The sequence below is a fragment of the Leisingera sp. SS27 genome (assembly GCF_028368855.1).
Taxonomy (GTDB): domain Bacteria; phylum Pseudomonadota; class Alphaproteobacteria; order Rhodobacterales; family Rhodobacteraceae; genus Leisingera.
In genome coordinates this window covers 205904-222012 of record NZ_JAQNCY010000004.1, presented here as the reverse complement: position 1 = coordinate 222012, position 16109 = coordinate 205904, and the positions used below count along the sequence as shown (strand labels likewise).

Genomic DNA, 16109 nt, shown 5'->3' with positions numbered 1-16109 from the left:
AAAGTGGCATGGGGCAGGAGTGCTTTGCTTTACGCCAATCAATCAGTCCAGGCAGCGGATGCACTGCCGCACCGGGTTGCGGCCGACTCCCAGTACATAGCCGCGCCGCTCAACCGGAGCGGGGCTGTAAGCCGGAGGCCAGGCCCCCAGCCGCTTTTTTCAATGTATGCCGAGTAATCGCTGTCAACTGGTCCGATAATTTCCGGACCTTCGGTGGATTTCTTCATCCCGGCCAGCAGCTCTGCTGTGCGGGCCAGTGACAGGTGGGCTTGCGGCACCAACTCACCTTGTGCCGCCGCGGTGAGAGCCGAAAGGACTGCAGCGGCCATTAGGTATCCCGTGGCATGATCGAGCGCTTGCACTGGCAAGGGATGCGGCCTTTCCGTTCTGGCCCACTGCCGGCCCGCATCGGCTATTCCCGCGCTCATTTGCACCAAGCTGTCGAAACCGCGCCGCGCGGCCCAAGGACCCGTCCAGCCATAGGCGTTCAGCTGCACTTCGACTGCGTTTGGCGCAAGCTGCCGACGGGTCACCGCGCCGTACCCCAGCCCATTCAAGGCACCGGGCCGGTAGCCGTGCACCAGCACATCGGCCTGAGCAAGCAAAGTTTCGAATATCAGCCGGTCTTCGCCATTAGTCAGATCGAGCCCGGCCATGCGCTTACCTAGCGAGATGTCTGTGATCACCCCCGGCTCATCCCAGCCAGGCGGGTCGATGCGCAGCACGTCAGCCCCGAAACCCGCCAGGGTCCGGGTCGAGACCGGGCCCGCCAGAACACGAGTAAGATCCAGCACCCGCAATCCCGCCAAAGGCCGTTCTGCCGTTGCTTCCGGCCTGTCCCGCATCTTGACCGGAGAGAAATCTGACCAGTGAATCAGGGGTTCTGATGCCACTGAACGGCCCTGAGGGTGCACCGTCCAATCAGCGCGGTTGCGCATGGCGGCAGCTACGCCGCCGGCTGCCACAATCTCGCTTTCAAGCCCGTCTGCCGGCCAGTGTTTGACCGCATCAGCTACAGCATTTCTCGTACCTGGGCAGCCTAGAATTTCCAGTGCGGCCTTACGGTGAAGCGGCAGGTTAGTGTGCAGGCGGATCCAGCCTTCCTGGGTTTCGTACACGCCAGCCAAGGCATCCCACAGGTTCGGAAGTTCCCAGCCTTGGGGCCGGAAGCTGTAACCGAACCAGAGTGATGCAAGCCGCTGATCCACAGCAATTTCCGGTGCAGAAGGAGCTAGGTTCATCGCTGCGATCAGCCTTGCCAGTTCCTGCCCCACAGCGCCAATTGAACCATTGGCCAGTTCGCTGACTGCAAAGGCACTGCGCAAATGGCCGCTGCCGGTTACCTCGTACCGGCCCGCTGCGGGCAGGCTGGTAAGGAGGGTCATTGCTGATACGGGTCCAAGCTGTCGCGCAGCCCGTCGCCAAGGAAGTTGAAAGCAAGCACGACGACAACAATCGGCAGCATCGGAATGGCGAGCCAAGGATAGATTTCTACAGACGTGAGGTTCTGCGCGTCATTGAGCATCACCCCCCAGCTGACTGCAGGCGCGCGCAGGCCAAGGCCGAGAAATGACAATGCAGTTTCACCAAGGATCATCGCCGGAATCGACAGAGTGGCTGACGCAATCAGGTGCGACATGAAATTCGGCAGCAGATGCTTGCGGATCACTCGTCCGGAGGAGGCACCCATCATTTCCGCGGCGCGGACATATTCCTCTTCCCGCAAGGACAGGAACTTGGCGCGTACGGAGCGGGCCAGACCGGGCCAGTCAAGAATGCCAAGAATGATTGAGATAATGAAGAACACCGCAACAGGCGACCAGTTTGACGGCACCGCAGCAGACAGGGCAAGCCACAAAGGCAGCTCCGGCAGTGAGCGCAAGATCTCAATCACCCGGTTCACAGCCCAGTCCACGCGGCCGCCGAAATAGCCAGCGACGCTGCCGAAGAAGATTCCAAGCACAAATGAGACTGTGATCCCGATCAGGCCGACCGTCAGCGACAGCTGTGCGCCATAGGACACGCGGCTGAAGATGTCACGGCCCAGGCGGTCGGACCCCATGATGAAGATCGTGGCTTCCTCGCTAGCACAGAACAGGTGCCTGTTACTCTCTATGAAACCGGCAAGATAGTAAGTGCTGCCTTCGCAGAAGAACTTGAGTTTTAACGGCCGCGAGGTATCCGGACTGAACTCCCACTGAAATGTTTCCAGGTTGGCCTCGGAGGTCATTGGATAGACGAAGGGGCCGACAAAATCGCCTTCGTGAAACAGCTTGATTGACTGCGGCGGCGAGTAGAGGTGTTCGGAAAACCGCTGGTTCGGGCCGTAAGGGGCAATGAATCCGGCAAACGGGATCAGCCCGTAGGCAATCAGCAGGAAAATACCCGAGATGAGGCCAAGCCTGTGCGTCTTGAATTTGCGCCAGACAAGCAGCCAGTTTGGGGCGTCCAGATCCTTGCGCTCTAGCTCCAGCAAAGAGGCCTTTGGATCAAAGGGTTCATCATCGACGAAACGTCCGTCAGGCAGGTGGGTCATGCGTCGCGCCCCTCGTAGCGGATCCTGGGGTCAAGCAGCACCAGAAGAACATCTGAAATCATCGTCCCGATCAGGGTGAGCAGGGCAACGAACATCAGCACGAAACCGGATAGAAACATGTCCTGAGTCTTGAGCGCCGTCAGCAGGGTCGGGCCGATGGTCTGCAGGCCCAGAACAACCGATACCAGAACAGAGCCGGAGATCATCGAGGGTAGCAGATTGCCGATGTCGGCAACAAAGGGGTTGAAGGCCACCCGCAGCGGGTATTTGGCGAGCATCCGCGATGGCGCCATTCCCTTTGCAATTGCGGTCTCAACATAGGGTTTACCCAGCTCGTCCAGCATATTTGCGCGCAGCCGCTGCATCATAGCAGAGGCGCCGGCGGTTCCGATCACAAAAGTTGGGACAATCAGATGAACCAGAATTGACTTCACCTTCTCCCAGTTCATTGGGACCCCCTCGAATTCAGGTGCCATCAGCCCGCCGATCGGCAAGTCAAACCAGCGGTGGCCGTAATAGAACAGTATCAGCGCCAGCAGAAAGTTCGGGGTTGCAAGGCCGAGGTATCCGACAAAGGCGGTGGTGTAATCGACCCAACTGCGGGCGCGGGCAGCCGCCAGCACCCCAAGCGGCAGAGCGACGGCATAGACAAAGATTACCGCAGCAAGGTTCACCAGTACTGTCAGCCACAAACTGTCGCCGACAATATCGGCTACAGGGCTGTCAAACTCGAATGACCAGCCGAAATTTCCCTGTATCATTCCGGAAAAGCCATGCGGTCCAGGCATGAAGCCCATCCAGATCATGTATTGCTGCCACAGCGGCTTATCGAGTGCGTACTCTTTTCGCAGGAATTCGGCCTTGGCCACTCCTGCGGACTGTCCGGTTGCCTGCAGTTCGGCAATTTGGTTCGACAGGTAATCTCCGGGCGGGAGGTTGATAATCACAAAGATCAGAACCGAAACCACCAGAAGTGTCATCAGCATGGTGCCAAAACGGTAGATGGCGTATCGCAGTATCTCCATCAGTCCAGGCCATCCTCGAAAAAGAATTCATCCGGCCGGTAGACGCCGAAATGCGCGCCCGGATCCCAGGCCCAGATTGCTTTCTCCGGCACATTGCGCAGTCGGTTGCTGACGACCACGGGTTGCGGTGCAGCTGCTATCACACCGATGGCGTAGACCTGTTCGGCGTGGATTTTCAGCATGGCGTGCCATGCAGCCATGCGTTCGGCCTTGGTCGTGGCCATGTCCCAGTCCTGCAAAAGGGAGAGCAGTTGCTGGGCCGGCGCCATGTCTGGCGGTTCGCCTGAATTGCCACCGGTCTGGTAGAACTGGCCCCATTTCGGCCAGGACAGAAAGACCTGATCAGTCGGCGCCAAGTAAACGGGGGATGTATAGGACTGTGGCAGGCCGTTGTCCCAGCCAAACCAGGCAGAAGCCATAGAACTTCCTGAGAACACGCGGTTCCTGAGAATATCGCGGTCCAGAGGCCGCATAATCAACTTGACGCCGATATCGCGCCAGTCATCGGCGATGATCTGCAGGGCGTTTTCCACTTCCTGCCGTTCACCAGCGGTTTCCACGATCAGTTCCATCAGACGGCCATCAGGCAAATATCGGATGCCATAGCCGTCCTTGTCCGTTAGCCCGGCTTCGTCCAGCAATTGATTGGCGTGCTCTGGGTCAAACTGTGCCCATGCATCCCTAAAGGCGGGATCAAAGAGCTCGCTTTGCTCCAAAACGGTCATCGCGCCGGGTTTGGCAAGATTGAAGTAAAGCGCCCTGTTGATTGCGCGCCGGTTGATTGCAAGCGATAGAGCACGCCGCACCCGCACATCGCGCAGAATGTTCCGCCACACCGGGTCCTGAGTGTTCAAGTTCGGGTAGATGGCGATTTGCGAGGCCGCACCGTTGCCCCAAAGATAGGTTTTGTAGCCGGAGTTGTCCTTTTCCCCCTTGCGCAGAATAGGAATGTCGCGGAAGTCCAGCCCGCGGGCCTGCAAATCGGCTTCCCCGGCATTTGATTTGGCGGCCACCAGACCGGCAGTCACGATCTCCATCTCGACGGTATCAATATAAGGCAGCTGGACACCCCGGCTGTCGATCCGGTGATAGTAAGGGTTGCGCACAAATTGGTGGCGGATCTTCTTGCCAGGCGAGGCGTTGATCCACGGCTGCAAGGTCGGAAGCTCGTGATTGTCGAACTTGTACATATTGTCGTACTTGTTGTGCAGGGCAGCCCAGCTTTTCACGCGGGCATAGTCGACTTCTTCCTCCAGAATTGCCGGGTCGGCGTAGTCCGCATGAAACTGTTTCAGATACTTGGCCGGGCGGTAGATAAAGGGCGGGCGCGCCTGGGCCAGCATGTGCAAAAAGCTGGGGTTGGGGTCGTTCCATTCATAAATTACTGTGGTTTCGTCAGGGAAGCTGACCCGCGGCAGCTTACCCATCACCCGCAGGAAATCAGGCGGGCCGGCGGGACTCAGCAGTTCGTTGTTGGCAACGTCGTCCCACCAGTAGCGGAAATCGCCCGATGTGAAGGCGTCGCCATTGGACCAGCGGTGCCCAGGCCGAAGTTTCAGCGTGTAGCGGCGGTTCCCCTCGTTTTCATATCCCAGCAGGATATCCGGCTTTAACTGGTACTTCTCATCATAGCCTGCCAGCCGAGCGTATCCGTAAACAACCATCTGCCGGATGTCCTTGGAGCGGGTGACCATCGTATTGAGGGTGCCGCCCTGAAGGCCAAAGTCGCGGCCCTTGGCTGTCAGATCGACCACCAGCGGCACCTCGGGCAAGCGTTTCGCAGCAGGGGGCAGGTACCCTGCCGTAACCTCTGACTTCCAGAAGTTGCTTTCCTGCACTGTGATGTCTGCAAGAGCCCCCAAAGGCGTAAAGCAAAAGATGGCGGCCAGCAAAGGTTTCAGGGCATCAAGCATGGCAGCGCACCTTGTGGCCAGGTTCCAGGTGTTTCTTTCCGACCAGAGGCGGAGCTTCGGCACCGTTAAACCTGAACTCCTCTGGCCAGTGCTCAGGGGCACCTGCACCCTGCGCCACCAATTTCAGGTCGATTGGCCGGTCTATGTCAGGCTCCGGCTGGGCAGCGATCAGAGCCTTGGTATAGGGATGTTGCGGATTGTAGAACAGTGTTTCCGGCGGTGCCTGCTCGACGATCAGCCCGCGCCGCATGACCGCAACTTCATCTGCAATCCGTGCCACCACGGCCAGGTCATGGCTGATAAACAGGTAGGACAATTTGTGCTGGTCGCGGATTTCCTCCAGCAGCCGCAGGATTTGTTCCTGAACCGATACGTCCAGTGCTGAAGTCGGTTCATCGCATACTATCAGAGCTGGGTCGAGCATCAGCGCCCGCGCAATTGACAGGCGCTGGCGCTGGCCGCCGGAAAAGGCGTGGGGATAGCGTTTCAGCATATCAGGCGACAGACCTACCAGGCGCAGCATTTCCGCAGCCTTGTCGCGCCGCTCGGAACGGGTGCCTATGCGATGGATGTCCAGCGGCTCCATCAGCGTGTCCTGAATGCGCATCCTGGGTGACAGTGACGAGTACGGATCCTGAAACACCATCTGAGCTTGTTTCTGAAAAGCCGTCCGCGTTTCCCGGTCCATGTCATGCACTGCGACAGGGGGGCGGCTGGGGTCTGGCCGGAACAGAACCTCGCCACCGGGATCGGGAGGCTCTGCCCCCAGGGCAATCCGGGCGGCTGTTGTCTTGCCTGAGCCGCTCTCTCCCACAATTGCCAGCGTCTCGCCGCGGGTCACCCGCAAATCGATTTCCCGGCAGGCATGGATCAGTGTCGGGGCCTTCCAGCCTTTGCCTGCCCGCAGAGTGTAAGTTTTGGAGACATTTTTCATCTCCAGGATCAGATCATCGCGCAATGGCGGGATTGCGACAACTTCCGCATCCGGAATCTCCGGTGCGGCGTCGAACAATGCCTTGGTGTAGGGATGTGCCGGCGATCGCAGCATCGGTTCGGCAGGCCCTGCTTCCATGACCCTGCCCTTGTGCATCACCACCACCTGCTCAGCCATATTGGCAACCACACCAAGATCATGGGTGACCAGGATCATCGCCATGCCGGTTTCGCGCTGCAGGTCCTTCATCAGCCCCAGCACCTGCGCCTGCGTGGTGACATCCAGTGCCGTGGTCGGCTCGTCCGCAATCAGCAGGTCAGGCTTCGCAACCATTGCCATGGCTATCATCGCCCGCTGGCGCATTCCCCCTGACAGCTCGAACGGGTAGGAGCGGTAGGTGCGTTCTGGGTCAGGAAACCCGACCCGTTCAAAACACTCCAGGACCACATTTCGTGCTTCACGTTCAGATTTGCGACCGTGCAGCCACAGGACTTCGGATACTTGATTTCCGATCCGGTGCAGCGGTGACAGGGACCGCATCGGCTCCTGAAATATCATTGAGACCGTATTGCCGCGCACGTCGCGCATCAAGCGTTCGTCAAGCGTGGCAAGGTCCAGCTTCTTGCCCCGGGTCTCCAGAATTATCCGTCCAGAACGCAGCTGCGCCACTTTTGGCAGAATGCGTAGAACCGCACGGCAGGAAATCGTCTTGCCCGAGCCGCTTTCCCCAACCAAGGCAAGTGTTTCGCCGGGCTGGACGGCAAAGCTGACGTCCTTGACAACGGAGTCTCCCTTGCCAAACCCGATGCTGAGGTTTTCGACGGACAGCAGCGGACGCATTCAAAATTGCCCGCCCAGCTGGTTCAAGGCGCTCATGAGATTGTGTTTTCCCCTGTTTTTTTCAACACCTTCGCGCGCCGGAGGCCGTTTAGTCAAACCCCATTTGGCCAGATGCCGACTTTGCAAAAGGAAATTCGTAAAGCTGAAGAAGGCGTTGCGGGTCCGGGGATGCTTTGCAACGCGCGTTTAGGCTGGCTGTACGGGGGCTAGGGAGGGGCGGCCGTGCAGTGGCGGCAAAGCTTGATCATGTGTGAGCAGCCGCCAGTTGCCACAAACTCTTGAAAGCCGTGCCGACAGTACGGTGTGTCGCCAAGGCCACTCAAGCCTGATCGCAATTCGGCGCAGACTGGAGTGCTGTGTTGGCGCTCGCTGCAAGCCCGGCATAGACTAACGCGAATGCAATCTACCTGAAAGGCCGCCCATGGCGCAAAAACCTGTCCTGCACCGGGATAATCCTGAGGCTGAGCCATTGATCGGCAATATCAAGGTCACCCGCAATGACTGGCTTAATGTCGCTATGGACGTGCTTATCTCTGACGGGGTTGAGCAGGTCAAAGTGCTGGCACTGGCTGAGCGGATGCAGGTTTCTAGATCTTCGTTCTACTGGTACTTCAAGTCGCGCCAGGATCTGCTGGACGCGCTCCTGAAAACTTGGGAGCAGACGAACACAGCGGGAATGGTGCGCCAGGCGGAGGCGCCGGCCAAGACGATCACTGGCGCAGTGCTGAACGTCTTCCACTGCATCACCAATCCCAACCTGTTCAACACCGCCTTGGATTTTGCGGTGCGGGACTGGTCGCGCCGCTCAGGCAAGGTTCGCAGCCTGCTGGACCGGTCCGACCGGCGCCGGGTTAAAGCTTTGACAGCAATGTTCGCCCGCTATGGCTATTTGGAACGGGAGGCAATGACCCGTGCCAAAGTACTCTACTATATGCAGTTGGGCTATGACATGGCGGACCCGAACGAAAGCCACGCCCACCGTCTGGAGGTGACGCCTGAATACCTCAAGGTGTTCACCGGGCAGGAGCCCCTGGCAGAGGAAATGGAAGCCTTCACTGCGTTCACACGCCAGCACTGGGACGTCTGAAATCCCTGTGCTGACAATCATTAGCGTTTCCTAAAGCGTGCCCAGCATCTCATCTGTTTTTGCTCTAACGGCCTTCGCAGCCTCCAGGCGCACCGGCCCGTAACCGCGGATTTCCATCGGTGCTTTCAGTATATCGAGGCAGGCGTCATGGGTGCCAGGCGCGTAGCGTTGGGCAATCTTGCTGAGCGCGGCCTCGTACCACGTCAGCAGATCGCGGTGCAGCCGGGCTTCCTCGTGGTACCCGAAGATGTTGAAGGCGGTGCCGCGCAGGCGGCGTGCCTTGACTAGCAGGTTCAGTGCCGGGCGCAGCCAAGGGCCAAATGAGCGTTTCAGCGGTCGGCCGCGGCTATCCTTTTTGCGGCTCAGCAGCGGCGGAGCGAGGTGGTATTTGACCGTGAAATCACCCTCGAATTCGTCCTCGATCTGGTGACGGAACTTCTCGCTGGTCAGCAGGCGTGCAACCTCAAATTCGTCCTTATAGGACATCAGCTTGAACAGGGAACGGGCTGCTGCTTCGACCAGCTGTTCCTGCGCCCGCGCCGGAAGGGCGTCGCGGAACCGGGCGAGCGTTTCATGAAACCGTGCGGCATATTTGGTGTCCTGGTATCCGGTCAGGAAGGTTGCACGCCGCTCGACCAGTTCCGTCAGCGTTTCGTCCTTGTCTGGAGTTTCCTTGTATATCTCCTCAACCAGCTTCGGGTTTGCAGCCATGGCGCGGCCAATGGCAAAAGCGAGGCGGTTCTTTTCGATCGCAACGCCGTTCAGCTCGATAGCTTGGTCCAAAGCACCGGCACTGACCGGAACCAGCCCCTTTTGCCAAGAAAATCCCAGCATCATCACATTGGCCAGAACCGCGTCGCCCAGCAGGGATTCTGCGGCTTCATTTGCGTTGAAACCTGACAGATTGGCCGGGCCAACAGCTTCTGCAATAGTCCGTTCACGCACCCCTGCCATGAGGTCTGCATCGCGCCGCAGGACCAGGTCACCCGTGGGCATTTCTGCCCGGTTCAGTACGACTTTGGTGCCTGCGCGGTAATGAGTTGACGCCTTCGGTGCCGAGCTGACGACAACATCGCAGCCAATGACTGCATCTGCGCCGCCTTGGTCAATCCTGACCTGATTCAGCGTTTCAGGGGAATTGGACAGCCGGATATAGCTCAGCACGGTGCCGAATTTCTGAGCAAAGCCGGTGAAATCCAGCACGCTGGATCCCTTGCCCTCCAAATGCGCGGCCATGGTGATCAGCGCCCCGACAGTGACAACTCCGGTGCCGCCCACTCCGGTGACGAGCAGATCAAACGGCTCGGACAGGGAGGGAAGGTCCGGGGCGGGCAATTGGGCCGTCAGTTTGGCGGTGTCCAGCCCGGCTGGCTTCTTCTTGCGCCGGGTTGCGCCCTCGACCGTGACAAAGCTGGGGCAGAACCCGTTCAGGCAGGAAAAGTCCTTGTTGCAGGTTGAGAGGTTGATCTTGCGTTTGCGTCCGAAAGGCGTCTCTTTCGGCTCCACGCTCAGGCAGTTGGATTCAACCGAGCAATCGCCGCAGCCCTCGCAAACCAGATCGTTGATGAAGGCAAACCGCTTGGGATCCTCCATCTTGCCGCGCTTGCGGCGGCGGCGCTTTTCGGTGGCGCAGGTCTGCTCGTAGATCAGCACGGTGACGCCGGGGATCTCGCGCAGCTCGCGTTGCACGCTGTCCAGCTCCGCGCGGTCATGGAAGGTCGTGCCGCTCGGGAAATCTCCATGGTTGAACTTGCCGATGTTGTCCGAGACCAGCGCAATACGCTGCACGCCTTCGGCGCGGCAGGTCTGGGCGATGCCATGCACCGAAACCGGTCCGTCCACCGGCTGGCCGCCGGTCATTGCCACCGCGTCGTTATACAGGATCTTGTAGGTGATGTTGGTGCCGGCCGCGACCGCCTGGCGGATTGCCAGCGAACCGGAGTGATACCAGGTGCCTTCGCCGAGGTTCTGAAACACATGCTTGTTTCCATTGAACTGCGAGGCAACGGTCCACGGCACGCCTTCACCGCCCATCTGGGCATAGCCGGCGGTTTCGCGATCCATCCAGCTGGCCATCACATGACAGCCGATGCCGGAAAACGCTTTGGAGCCTTCCGGCAGCTTGGTAGACGTGTTGTGCGGGCAGCCGGAGCAGAAGTAAGGCGTGCGGGTGGCGCCGGGCACGTTCAGCACTTTCGGCGGCTCAGCAGTCAGCGCAGCGGCCTTCGCCGGAAGGTTTTCTTCCGGGAAAAACTTGTCCAGCCGTGCCGCCACGATGGGCGCCAGCAGCAGCGGGCTCAGCTCGCCGGTCCACGGGATCAGCGGCTCGCCCTGGCTGTCGTATTTGCCGACCATCTTCTCCGGCTTGCTGCCGGGCCAGTCATAGAAGTTCTCCTTGAACTGGCTTTCGATAATGCCGCGCTTTTCTTCGACAACCAGCACTTCCTGCTTGCCCTTTACGAACTTCAGCGCATCGGTGCGGTCCAGCGGCCAGACCATGCCGACCTTGTAGATGTCGATGCCCAGGCGGCGGCAGACGACCTCGTCCAGTCCTAGCAGCCGCAGGGCCTCCATCAGGTCCAGATGCCCCTTGCCGGTGGAGACGAAGCCGAAGCGGGCGTCTTTGATATCATAGATTCGCTTGTCGATCGGGTTTGCCTCGGCAAAGGCGCGCACCGCGTCCAGCTTGGCGTGGATGCGGGTTTCGATTTCGGGCGAGGGCAGGTCTGCGCGGCGGATATGCAGCCCGCCAGGGTAATCCGGCAGCTCCGGATAAATGAATTCTCGGTCCGGCTGCAGTTCCACCGAGCGCGCGCTCTCCACGGTTTCCGACACTGCTTTGAAGCCGACCCAGGTGCCTGAGTAGCGGGACAGGGCAAAGCCGTATTCGCCGAAGGTCAGGTATTCGGACACATCCGCCGGGTTCAGAACCGGCATAAACCAGGACATGAAAGCCACGTCCGACTGGTGCGGCATCGACGAGCTGACACAGCCGTGGTCGTCGCCGGCAACAACAAGGACACCGCCCTTGGCTGACGATCCGTAGGCGTTGCCATGCTTCAAGGCATCGCCGGAGCGGTCAACCCCAGGCCCCTTGCCGTACCACATGGAGAATACGCCCTCGACCTCGCAATGGGGGTCAAGAATGGCCTGCTGGGTACCCAGGACAGCGGTAGCGCCTAGATCTTCATTCACGGCGGGCATGAACTTGATGCGGTTTTCTTGCATCCGTTCCTTGGCGCGCCAAAACTCCAAGTCTACCCCGCCCAGCGGCGAGCCGCGGTAGCCGGAGACAAACCCTGCAGTATTAAGGCCTGTTTCCTTGTCGCGGCGGGCCTGGTCAAGCATTACCCGGGCCAGCGCCTGCGTGCCTGTCAGAAACACCCGGCCCTTGGTCAAGTCGTAACGGTCATCCAGCTTATAGCTGCGGAAATCGTGGCTCAGCTTGGTCATCGCGGCGGAATCCTTGCGCGGAATATGTGATTTCCGGAAAAGTAATCCTGAAAGTATGAAAAGATTTGCCCGATTTGTTGGTTTTGCGGTGATTTGTGGTTAAGTTACCCCTCGTTAAGCTGTGAAGCGGGGAAAGTGACCGGAAAATGGATATCAACGACCGAGACCGCCGTATCCTGACGCTGCTTCAGGAGGATTCCCGTATTTCTAATGCTGATCTCGCAGAGGCCGTAGGCATGTCGCCGTCTGCCCTTTGGCGCCGGGTCAGGGCACTTGAAGAGGAGGGCATCATTGAACGCTACGGTGCGGTGGTGAATGCACCGGCAATGGGGCTCGGTTTTCAGGCAATTGTGCATGTCCATCTGACCCGCCACGACCCGGACAAGCTGGTTGAGTTCATCCGCGCCGTTGAAACAAACCCGCTGGTGCAGGAGTGCTATGCCACAACCGGCCAGGCGGATTATCATCTGCGGGTGCTGGCTCCGGATCTGGATGTCTATAACCGGTTTCTAGAAACCTTCCTGTTCCGTCTGCCTGCGGTCGCCAGCGCGCAAACGAACGTTGTTCTGCGCACGATAAAGCGGGACATACCGGTGGTGCCTTGAACATCTCGTCACTAACACGGCCTATCTTGCAGCAGAGCCAAAGTATTCAACGGTGACTTTTTTGTGCGGAGAACGCGCTGGGAGGGGGCCGTTTCTGTAGCAGCTTCTCAAATTGCTGCGTATTTTACCCAAGCCCAGGCCATAGCTATATATGTCAGCTGGTGCAGTGCCTGATCCGATCCCATGGCCTGCCAGAACATTGGCTGCTGTGGACTAAGTTTTTTACGTTCGGAAAAGCGGGCTTTGCCGAAATCGATGTGGAAATGCACCAGCCACTCCAAAACCGCGAGCACGAAAATGAAACTCAGCGGTGCGCCAAACAGCAGAAAAATGATTGCCGAACCGGCAATATGGACGCCAGCATGCTGTGCCCGCCCCATGTGCACATAAGCGCAGCGGCCAGAAAGCATTTTGGGAGTCTGCAGGAAAAAATCGGCAAACAGGTGCTTTACCTGCAGGGCGCAGAGAAGCAGCAGCACGGATCCTACATATTCCGGCAAACCAATAAGCCTCCTGAAAGTACACTTGGCTGGCACCTTACGGATTTTTTGCCATCTGGCAAATGTTGCAACTGCAGGGTGCCGTAACGGGACTAGGCCGGTTTCTGCCCATTGCCTGTGCCGGCCAAACCGCGCTAACCATAGAAAATCCTTGCCTGATGCCGCCAATTACGGAGCTTTCCCATCGAGCGCTCTTTGTTCCGCTTCATCTGGAAATACTCGAAACGCGACCAGCTGGTGCTGCTTGTCGTGACAGCTTGCCTGTTTCCGCTGCTTTACCTGACGCTGGAGTTGCCGAAACGGATCATAAACGACGCGATTGGTGCTGAAAGCTCGACCATCACAGTGCTGGGCCAGAGTTTTGATCAGCTGACCTTCCTCTGGATTCTCTGCGGTGCCTTTCTGATATCAGTGCTGTGCCACGGTCTGCTGAAGATGCGGATCAATACTATGAAGGGGGTGCTGGCGGAGCGGATGCTGCGCCGCTTCCGGTATCAGCTGATTGCCCGTGTTTTGCGCTTCCCGCAGCCTTATTTTGAGCGGGTGAGCCAGGGTGAACTGGTGTCGATGGTCACATCAGAGTCTGAGCCGATGGGCGGCCTGATGGGGGACGCCGTCAGTCAGCCGGTACTGCAAGCCGGGCAGATGCTGACCATCCTGTTCTTCCTGTTCTTGCAGAACTTCTGGTTTGGAATGGCGGCGATTGCATTGATCCCGCTGCAGGGCTGGCTGATTCCAATGCTGCAGCGGCAGATCAACCTCTTGAACAAAAAACGCATCAAGCAGGTGCGGTCGCTGGCTACCGAAATCGGTGAAAGCGCAGCTGGTGCTTCGACGCTCAGGATCAATGGCGGCTGGCGTTACCGGATGGCTATCATAACGGCCCGGCTCGGGCGGCTCTACGACATCCGCTTCCAGATCTATCAGAAAAAGTTCTTTATGAAGTTTCTCAACAACTTCATTACCCAGCTGACCCCATTTTTCTTCTATGCGGTTGGCGGTTATCTGGTTCTGCAAGGCAAGGTTTCGCTCGGGGCATTGGTTGCCGCGCTCGCTGCGTACAAGGATCTCGCTTCCCCGTGGAAGGAGCTTCTGGCCTATTATAACCAGACTCAGGACATGAGCCTGCGATGGGAAGTGATCCTGGAGCGTTTTGCGCCGCAGGGAATGGTGAATGAAGAACTTCTCACCGGAGAACCGGACGAGCTGCAGCATCTATCCGGAGAGGTGGTACTAGATTCTGTCACTGTCCGCGACACCGACGGCAATCTCGTATTGGAAGAACTGAGCGCAACATTTCCGGCCGGTCAGGTGATCGGGATTGCAGCTCCGTCCGAAGAAGACCGCAGAGCACTGGCCGAGCTTCTGACGCGGGAAATCCTGCCCAGCTCGGGAACTGTTACGGTGGCTGAGCAGGACCTGAGTGGTCTGCATCAGGCCGTTGTGGCGGCTCGCATTGGTTATGCCACGTCGCGGCCGGTTCTATTTCAGGGGTCTTTTGGCGACAACGTGATGATGCCGATGCGGATGCGCCCTCAGGGCGATTCGAAAAATCAGCATGAGCTGGAAGTCGCTATTCAGGCAGGGAACAGCCCGGATCCATTCGACGCGCCTTGGCTGGATCCCAAACTTGCCGGATTTTCCAGTGAGGCAGAGCTAAGGGGCTGGTGGCTGAAAGTGGTGGAGGGTATCGGCTCGGACACCGCCCTGTTCCGGCGGGGCATTGAGCAGCGGTTCGAAGAAGCTGCACATAAGGAACTGGCAGAGCAACTGGTCAAGTTGCGCCCAGCGGTGCGTGAGGCGATCGAGGATGCCGGGCTGGATGTGCATGTGCATTTCCTGGACCCTGAGAGCTATAATCCGGCCCTGCCGGTTGCCGAAAACCTGCTGTTCGCGGCCTCTCACGAGCCACTGACCGGCGAGATGCTCCACCAGCAAAGAGACTTTCTGGACCAGCTGAAGCAATTGGGCCTCGATGAAAGCCTGGTCGCGCTGACCCGCGACGTTGTTGAAATGCTGCGGCAGATCTTTGGTGTGGATGGAACCGGCCATCCGCTTTTCCGCAAGCTCGGCCTGGATGTTACTGCATATGAGACCGCGCTGGCGCTGGTCGACCGGTCCGGAAGTGCTGAAGCATCGTCGCTCAGCCGGGAAGAATTGGCGCAGCTGCTGATTGTGCCTTTCACCATCTCAGCCGAGCAGATCGGGCCTGCCTTTGAAGATGATATGAAAGATCGTATCCTCGGTTTTCGCCGCAGTCACGGTGATGGCTTGCTGAAGTCCTTGGGCGCTGGCTTTGTGCCTTTTCAGCAAGACGCGATTACTCCCAGTCTAACAGTTCTGGAGAATGCCTTATTCGGTAAAATCTCCGATGCAGCGGGCGCTAAGGGCGACGAAGTGCGCAAACTGGTTTCAGACCTGATGGTTCGCGACGGTTTGCGTGATCAGGTTGTGGAGTTGATCTTCGACATGCCTATTGCCGTCGGCGGGCAGGGGTTGGCAGCCAGTTTTGCGGAGCCGCTTGCCTTCTGCCGGGCAACAATCAAGCGCCCCGATATCCTGATCCTCGACTCTGCGATGGCGAGCTATGATCTGGAAACCCGCGTTGCAGTGCACAAGAACCTGCGCAAGCTTTTGCCGGGCACGACGCTGATCTATCTGGCGCCCGCGTTTCAGAGCCCGGACGTCTTTGATGTCTATTTTGAGTTGCGCCAAGGCAGGTTGGTCAGTGATGAAACGCAGGCTGAGGCTGCTGAAGACGGGGCGGCCAGCCAGGATCTGGCGCGCAAGCTTCGTGCTTTGGAACAGACAGAACTTTTCTCCGGCCTGAACCGACGGCAGCTGCGCCTCTTGGCTTTTGGGGCACGCTGGTATGATGCCAAAGCGGGCGAGGTGGTTTTCCTCAAGGATGATGAGGCTTCAGACGGTGCTTACATGATCCTGTCGGGTGAGGCGGATCTTCTGCTGCCGCAAGAGGGGCGCGAGGACCGGCTGATTGCGCAAGTTGGACCAGGTCGCCTGGTCGGGGAACTGGGGCTGATCCGCCAAGAGCCGCGCGCGCTGAGCATGGTTGCAGCCAGTGATTTGCGGTGCTTGCGGATTGGTGAGGAAGAGTTTCTGGCAGTTGTCGAGAATGACGCTTCGACTGCATTCAAGCTTCTGCAAGTGGTGGCTGGCTATGTTTCCAACTGATCCGATCGCCGTCCGGGAGAAGGT

The 16109-nt window shown here is 58.6% G+C and carries 10 protein-coding genes; 3 read left to right on the top strand and 7 right to left on the bottom strand.

Features of this window, described 5'->3' with window-relative positions:
- Window positions 1–38: 38 nt before the first annotated feature.
- The 5 genes from N6L27_RS11150 to N6L27_RS11130 are packed head-to-tail and all read right to left on the bottom strand — an operon-like array spanning window position 39 to window position 7248.
- Window positions 39–1385 carry a CoA transferase gene (locus N6L27_RS11150; protein WP_271907322.1) on the bottom strand — a complete coding sequence of 449 codons (1347 nt, stop codon included), beginning with the start codon at window positions 1383–1385 and terminating at the stop codon, window positions 39–41.
- The gene (locus N6L27_RS11145; protein WP_271907321.1) at window positions 1382–2536 is read right to left on the bottom strand and encodes an ABC transporter permease; all 1155 of its coding nucleotides are present in this window, start codon (window positions 2534–2536) and stop codon (window positions 1382–1384) included. Before N6L27_RS11145 ends, N6L27_RS11150 begins: the two co-directional genes overlap by 4 nt.
- Window positions 2533–3561 (bottom strand): ABC transporter permease, encoded by a 1029-nt coding sequence (locus N6L27_RS11140; protein ID WP_271907320.1) that lies wholly within the window; start codon window positions 3559–3561, stop codon window positions 2533–2535. The genes N6L27_RS11145 and N6L27_RS11140 overlap by 4 nt, the downstream gene beginning before the upstream one ends.
- Window positions 3561–5474: an ABC transporter substrate-binding protein gene (locus N6L27_RS11135; RefSeq protein ID WP_271907319.1), complete on the bottom strand. Its 1914-nt coding sequence runs from the start codon at window positions 5472–5474 to the stop codon at window positions 3561–3563. Before N6L27_RS11135 ends, N6L27_RS11140 begins: the two co-directional genes overlap by 1 nt.
- Window positions 5467–7248, bottom strand: coding sequence for an ABC transporter ATP-binding protein (locus N6L27_RS11130; protein WP_271907318.1), 1782 nt, complete (start codon window positions 7246–7248; stop codon window positions 5467–5469). The genes N6L27_RS11135 and N6L27_RS11130 overlap by 8 nt, the downstream gene beginning before the upstream one ends.
- A gap of 421 nt (window positions 7249–7669) precedes the next feature.
- Between N6L27_RS11130 and N6L27_RS11125 the strand changes: the two genes are divergently transcribed.
- A complete protein-coding gene (locus tag N6L27_RS11125; protein WP_271907317.1) occupies window positions 7670–8335 on the top strand; it encodes a TetR/AcrR family transcriptional regulator in 666 nt (221 codons plus the stop codon).
- A gap of 30 nt (window positions 8336–8365) precedes the next feature.
- Here N6L27_RS11125 and N6L27_RS11120 read toward each other — a convergent pair whose 3' ends face one another.
- Complete coding sequence (locus N6L27_RS11120; RefSeq protein WP_271907316.1) at window positions 8366–11788, bottom strand: indolepyruvate ferredoxin oxidoreductase family protein; 3423 nt, start codon at window positions 11786–11788, stop codon at window positions 8366–8368.
- Between the two features lie 146 nt (window positions 11789–11934).
- Here N6L27_RS11120 and N6L27_RS11115 point away from each other — a divergent pair, with 146 nt between their 5' ends.
- The gene (locus tag N6L27_RS11115) at window positions 11935–12393 is read left to right on the top strand and encodes an Lrp/AsnC family transcriptional regulator (protein ID WP_271907315.1); all 459 of its coding nucleotides are present in this window, start codon (window positions 11935–11937) and stop codon (window positions 12391–12393) included.
- 107 nt (window positions 12394–12500) lie between these two features.
- On the opposite strand, the gene N6L27_RS11110 is transcribed toward N6L27_RS11115, so the two are convergent.
- Window positions 12501–12893 (bottom strand): DUF3307 domain-containing protein, encoded by a 393-nt coding sequence (locus N6L27_RS11110; protein WP_271907314.1) that lies wholly within the window; start codon window positions 12891–12893, stop codon window positions 12501–12503.
- Window positions 12894–13088: 195 nt separating this feature from the next.
- Here N6L27_RS11110 and N6L27_RS11105 point away from each other — a divergent pair, with 195 nt between their 5' ends.
- On the top strand, window positions 13089–16085 hold the full coding sequence (locus N6L27_RS11105) for an ABC transporter transmembrane domain-containing protein (protein ID WP_271907313.1): 2997 nt from the start codon (window positions 13089–13091) through the stop codon (window positions 16083–16085).
- Window positions 16086–16109: the final 24 nt, after the last annotated feature.

Coding starts and splice junctions, on each gene's coding strand:
- N6L27_RS11150 (WP_271907322.1), bottom strand. CDS start 1,385: ATGACCCTCCTTACCAGCCTGCCCGCAGCGGGCCGGTACGAGGTAACC.
- N6L27_RS11145 (WP_271907321.1), bottom strand. CDS start 2,536: ATGACCCACCTGCCTGACGGACGTTTCGTCGATGATGAACCCTTTGAT.
- N6L27_RS11140 (WP_271907320.1), bottom strand. CDS start 3,561: ATGGAGATACTGCGATACGCCATCTACCGTTTTGGCACCATGCTGATG.
- N6L27_RS11135 (WP_271907319.1), bottom strand. CDS start 5,474: ATGCTTGATGCCCTGAAACCTTTGCTGGCCGCCATCTTTTGCTTTACG.
- N6L27_RS11130 (WP_271907318.1), bottom strand. CDS start 7,248: ATGCGTCCGCTGCTGTCCGTCGAAAACCTCAGCATCGGGTTTGGCAAG.
- N6L27_RS11125 (WP_271907317.1), top strand. CDS start 7,670: ATGGCGCAAAAACCTGTCCTGCACCGGGATAATCCTGAGGCTGAGCCA.
- N6L27_RS11120 (WP_271907316.1), bottom strand. CDS start 11,788: ATGACCAAGCTGAGCCACGATTTCCGCAGCTATAAGCTGGATGACCGT.
- N6L27_RS11115 (WP_271907315.1), top strand. CDS start 11,935: ATGGATATCAACGACCGAGACCGCCGTATCCTGACGCTGCTTCAGGAG.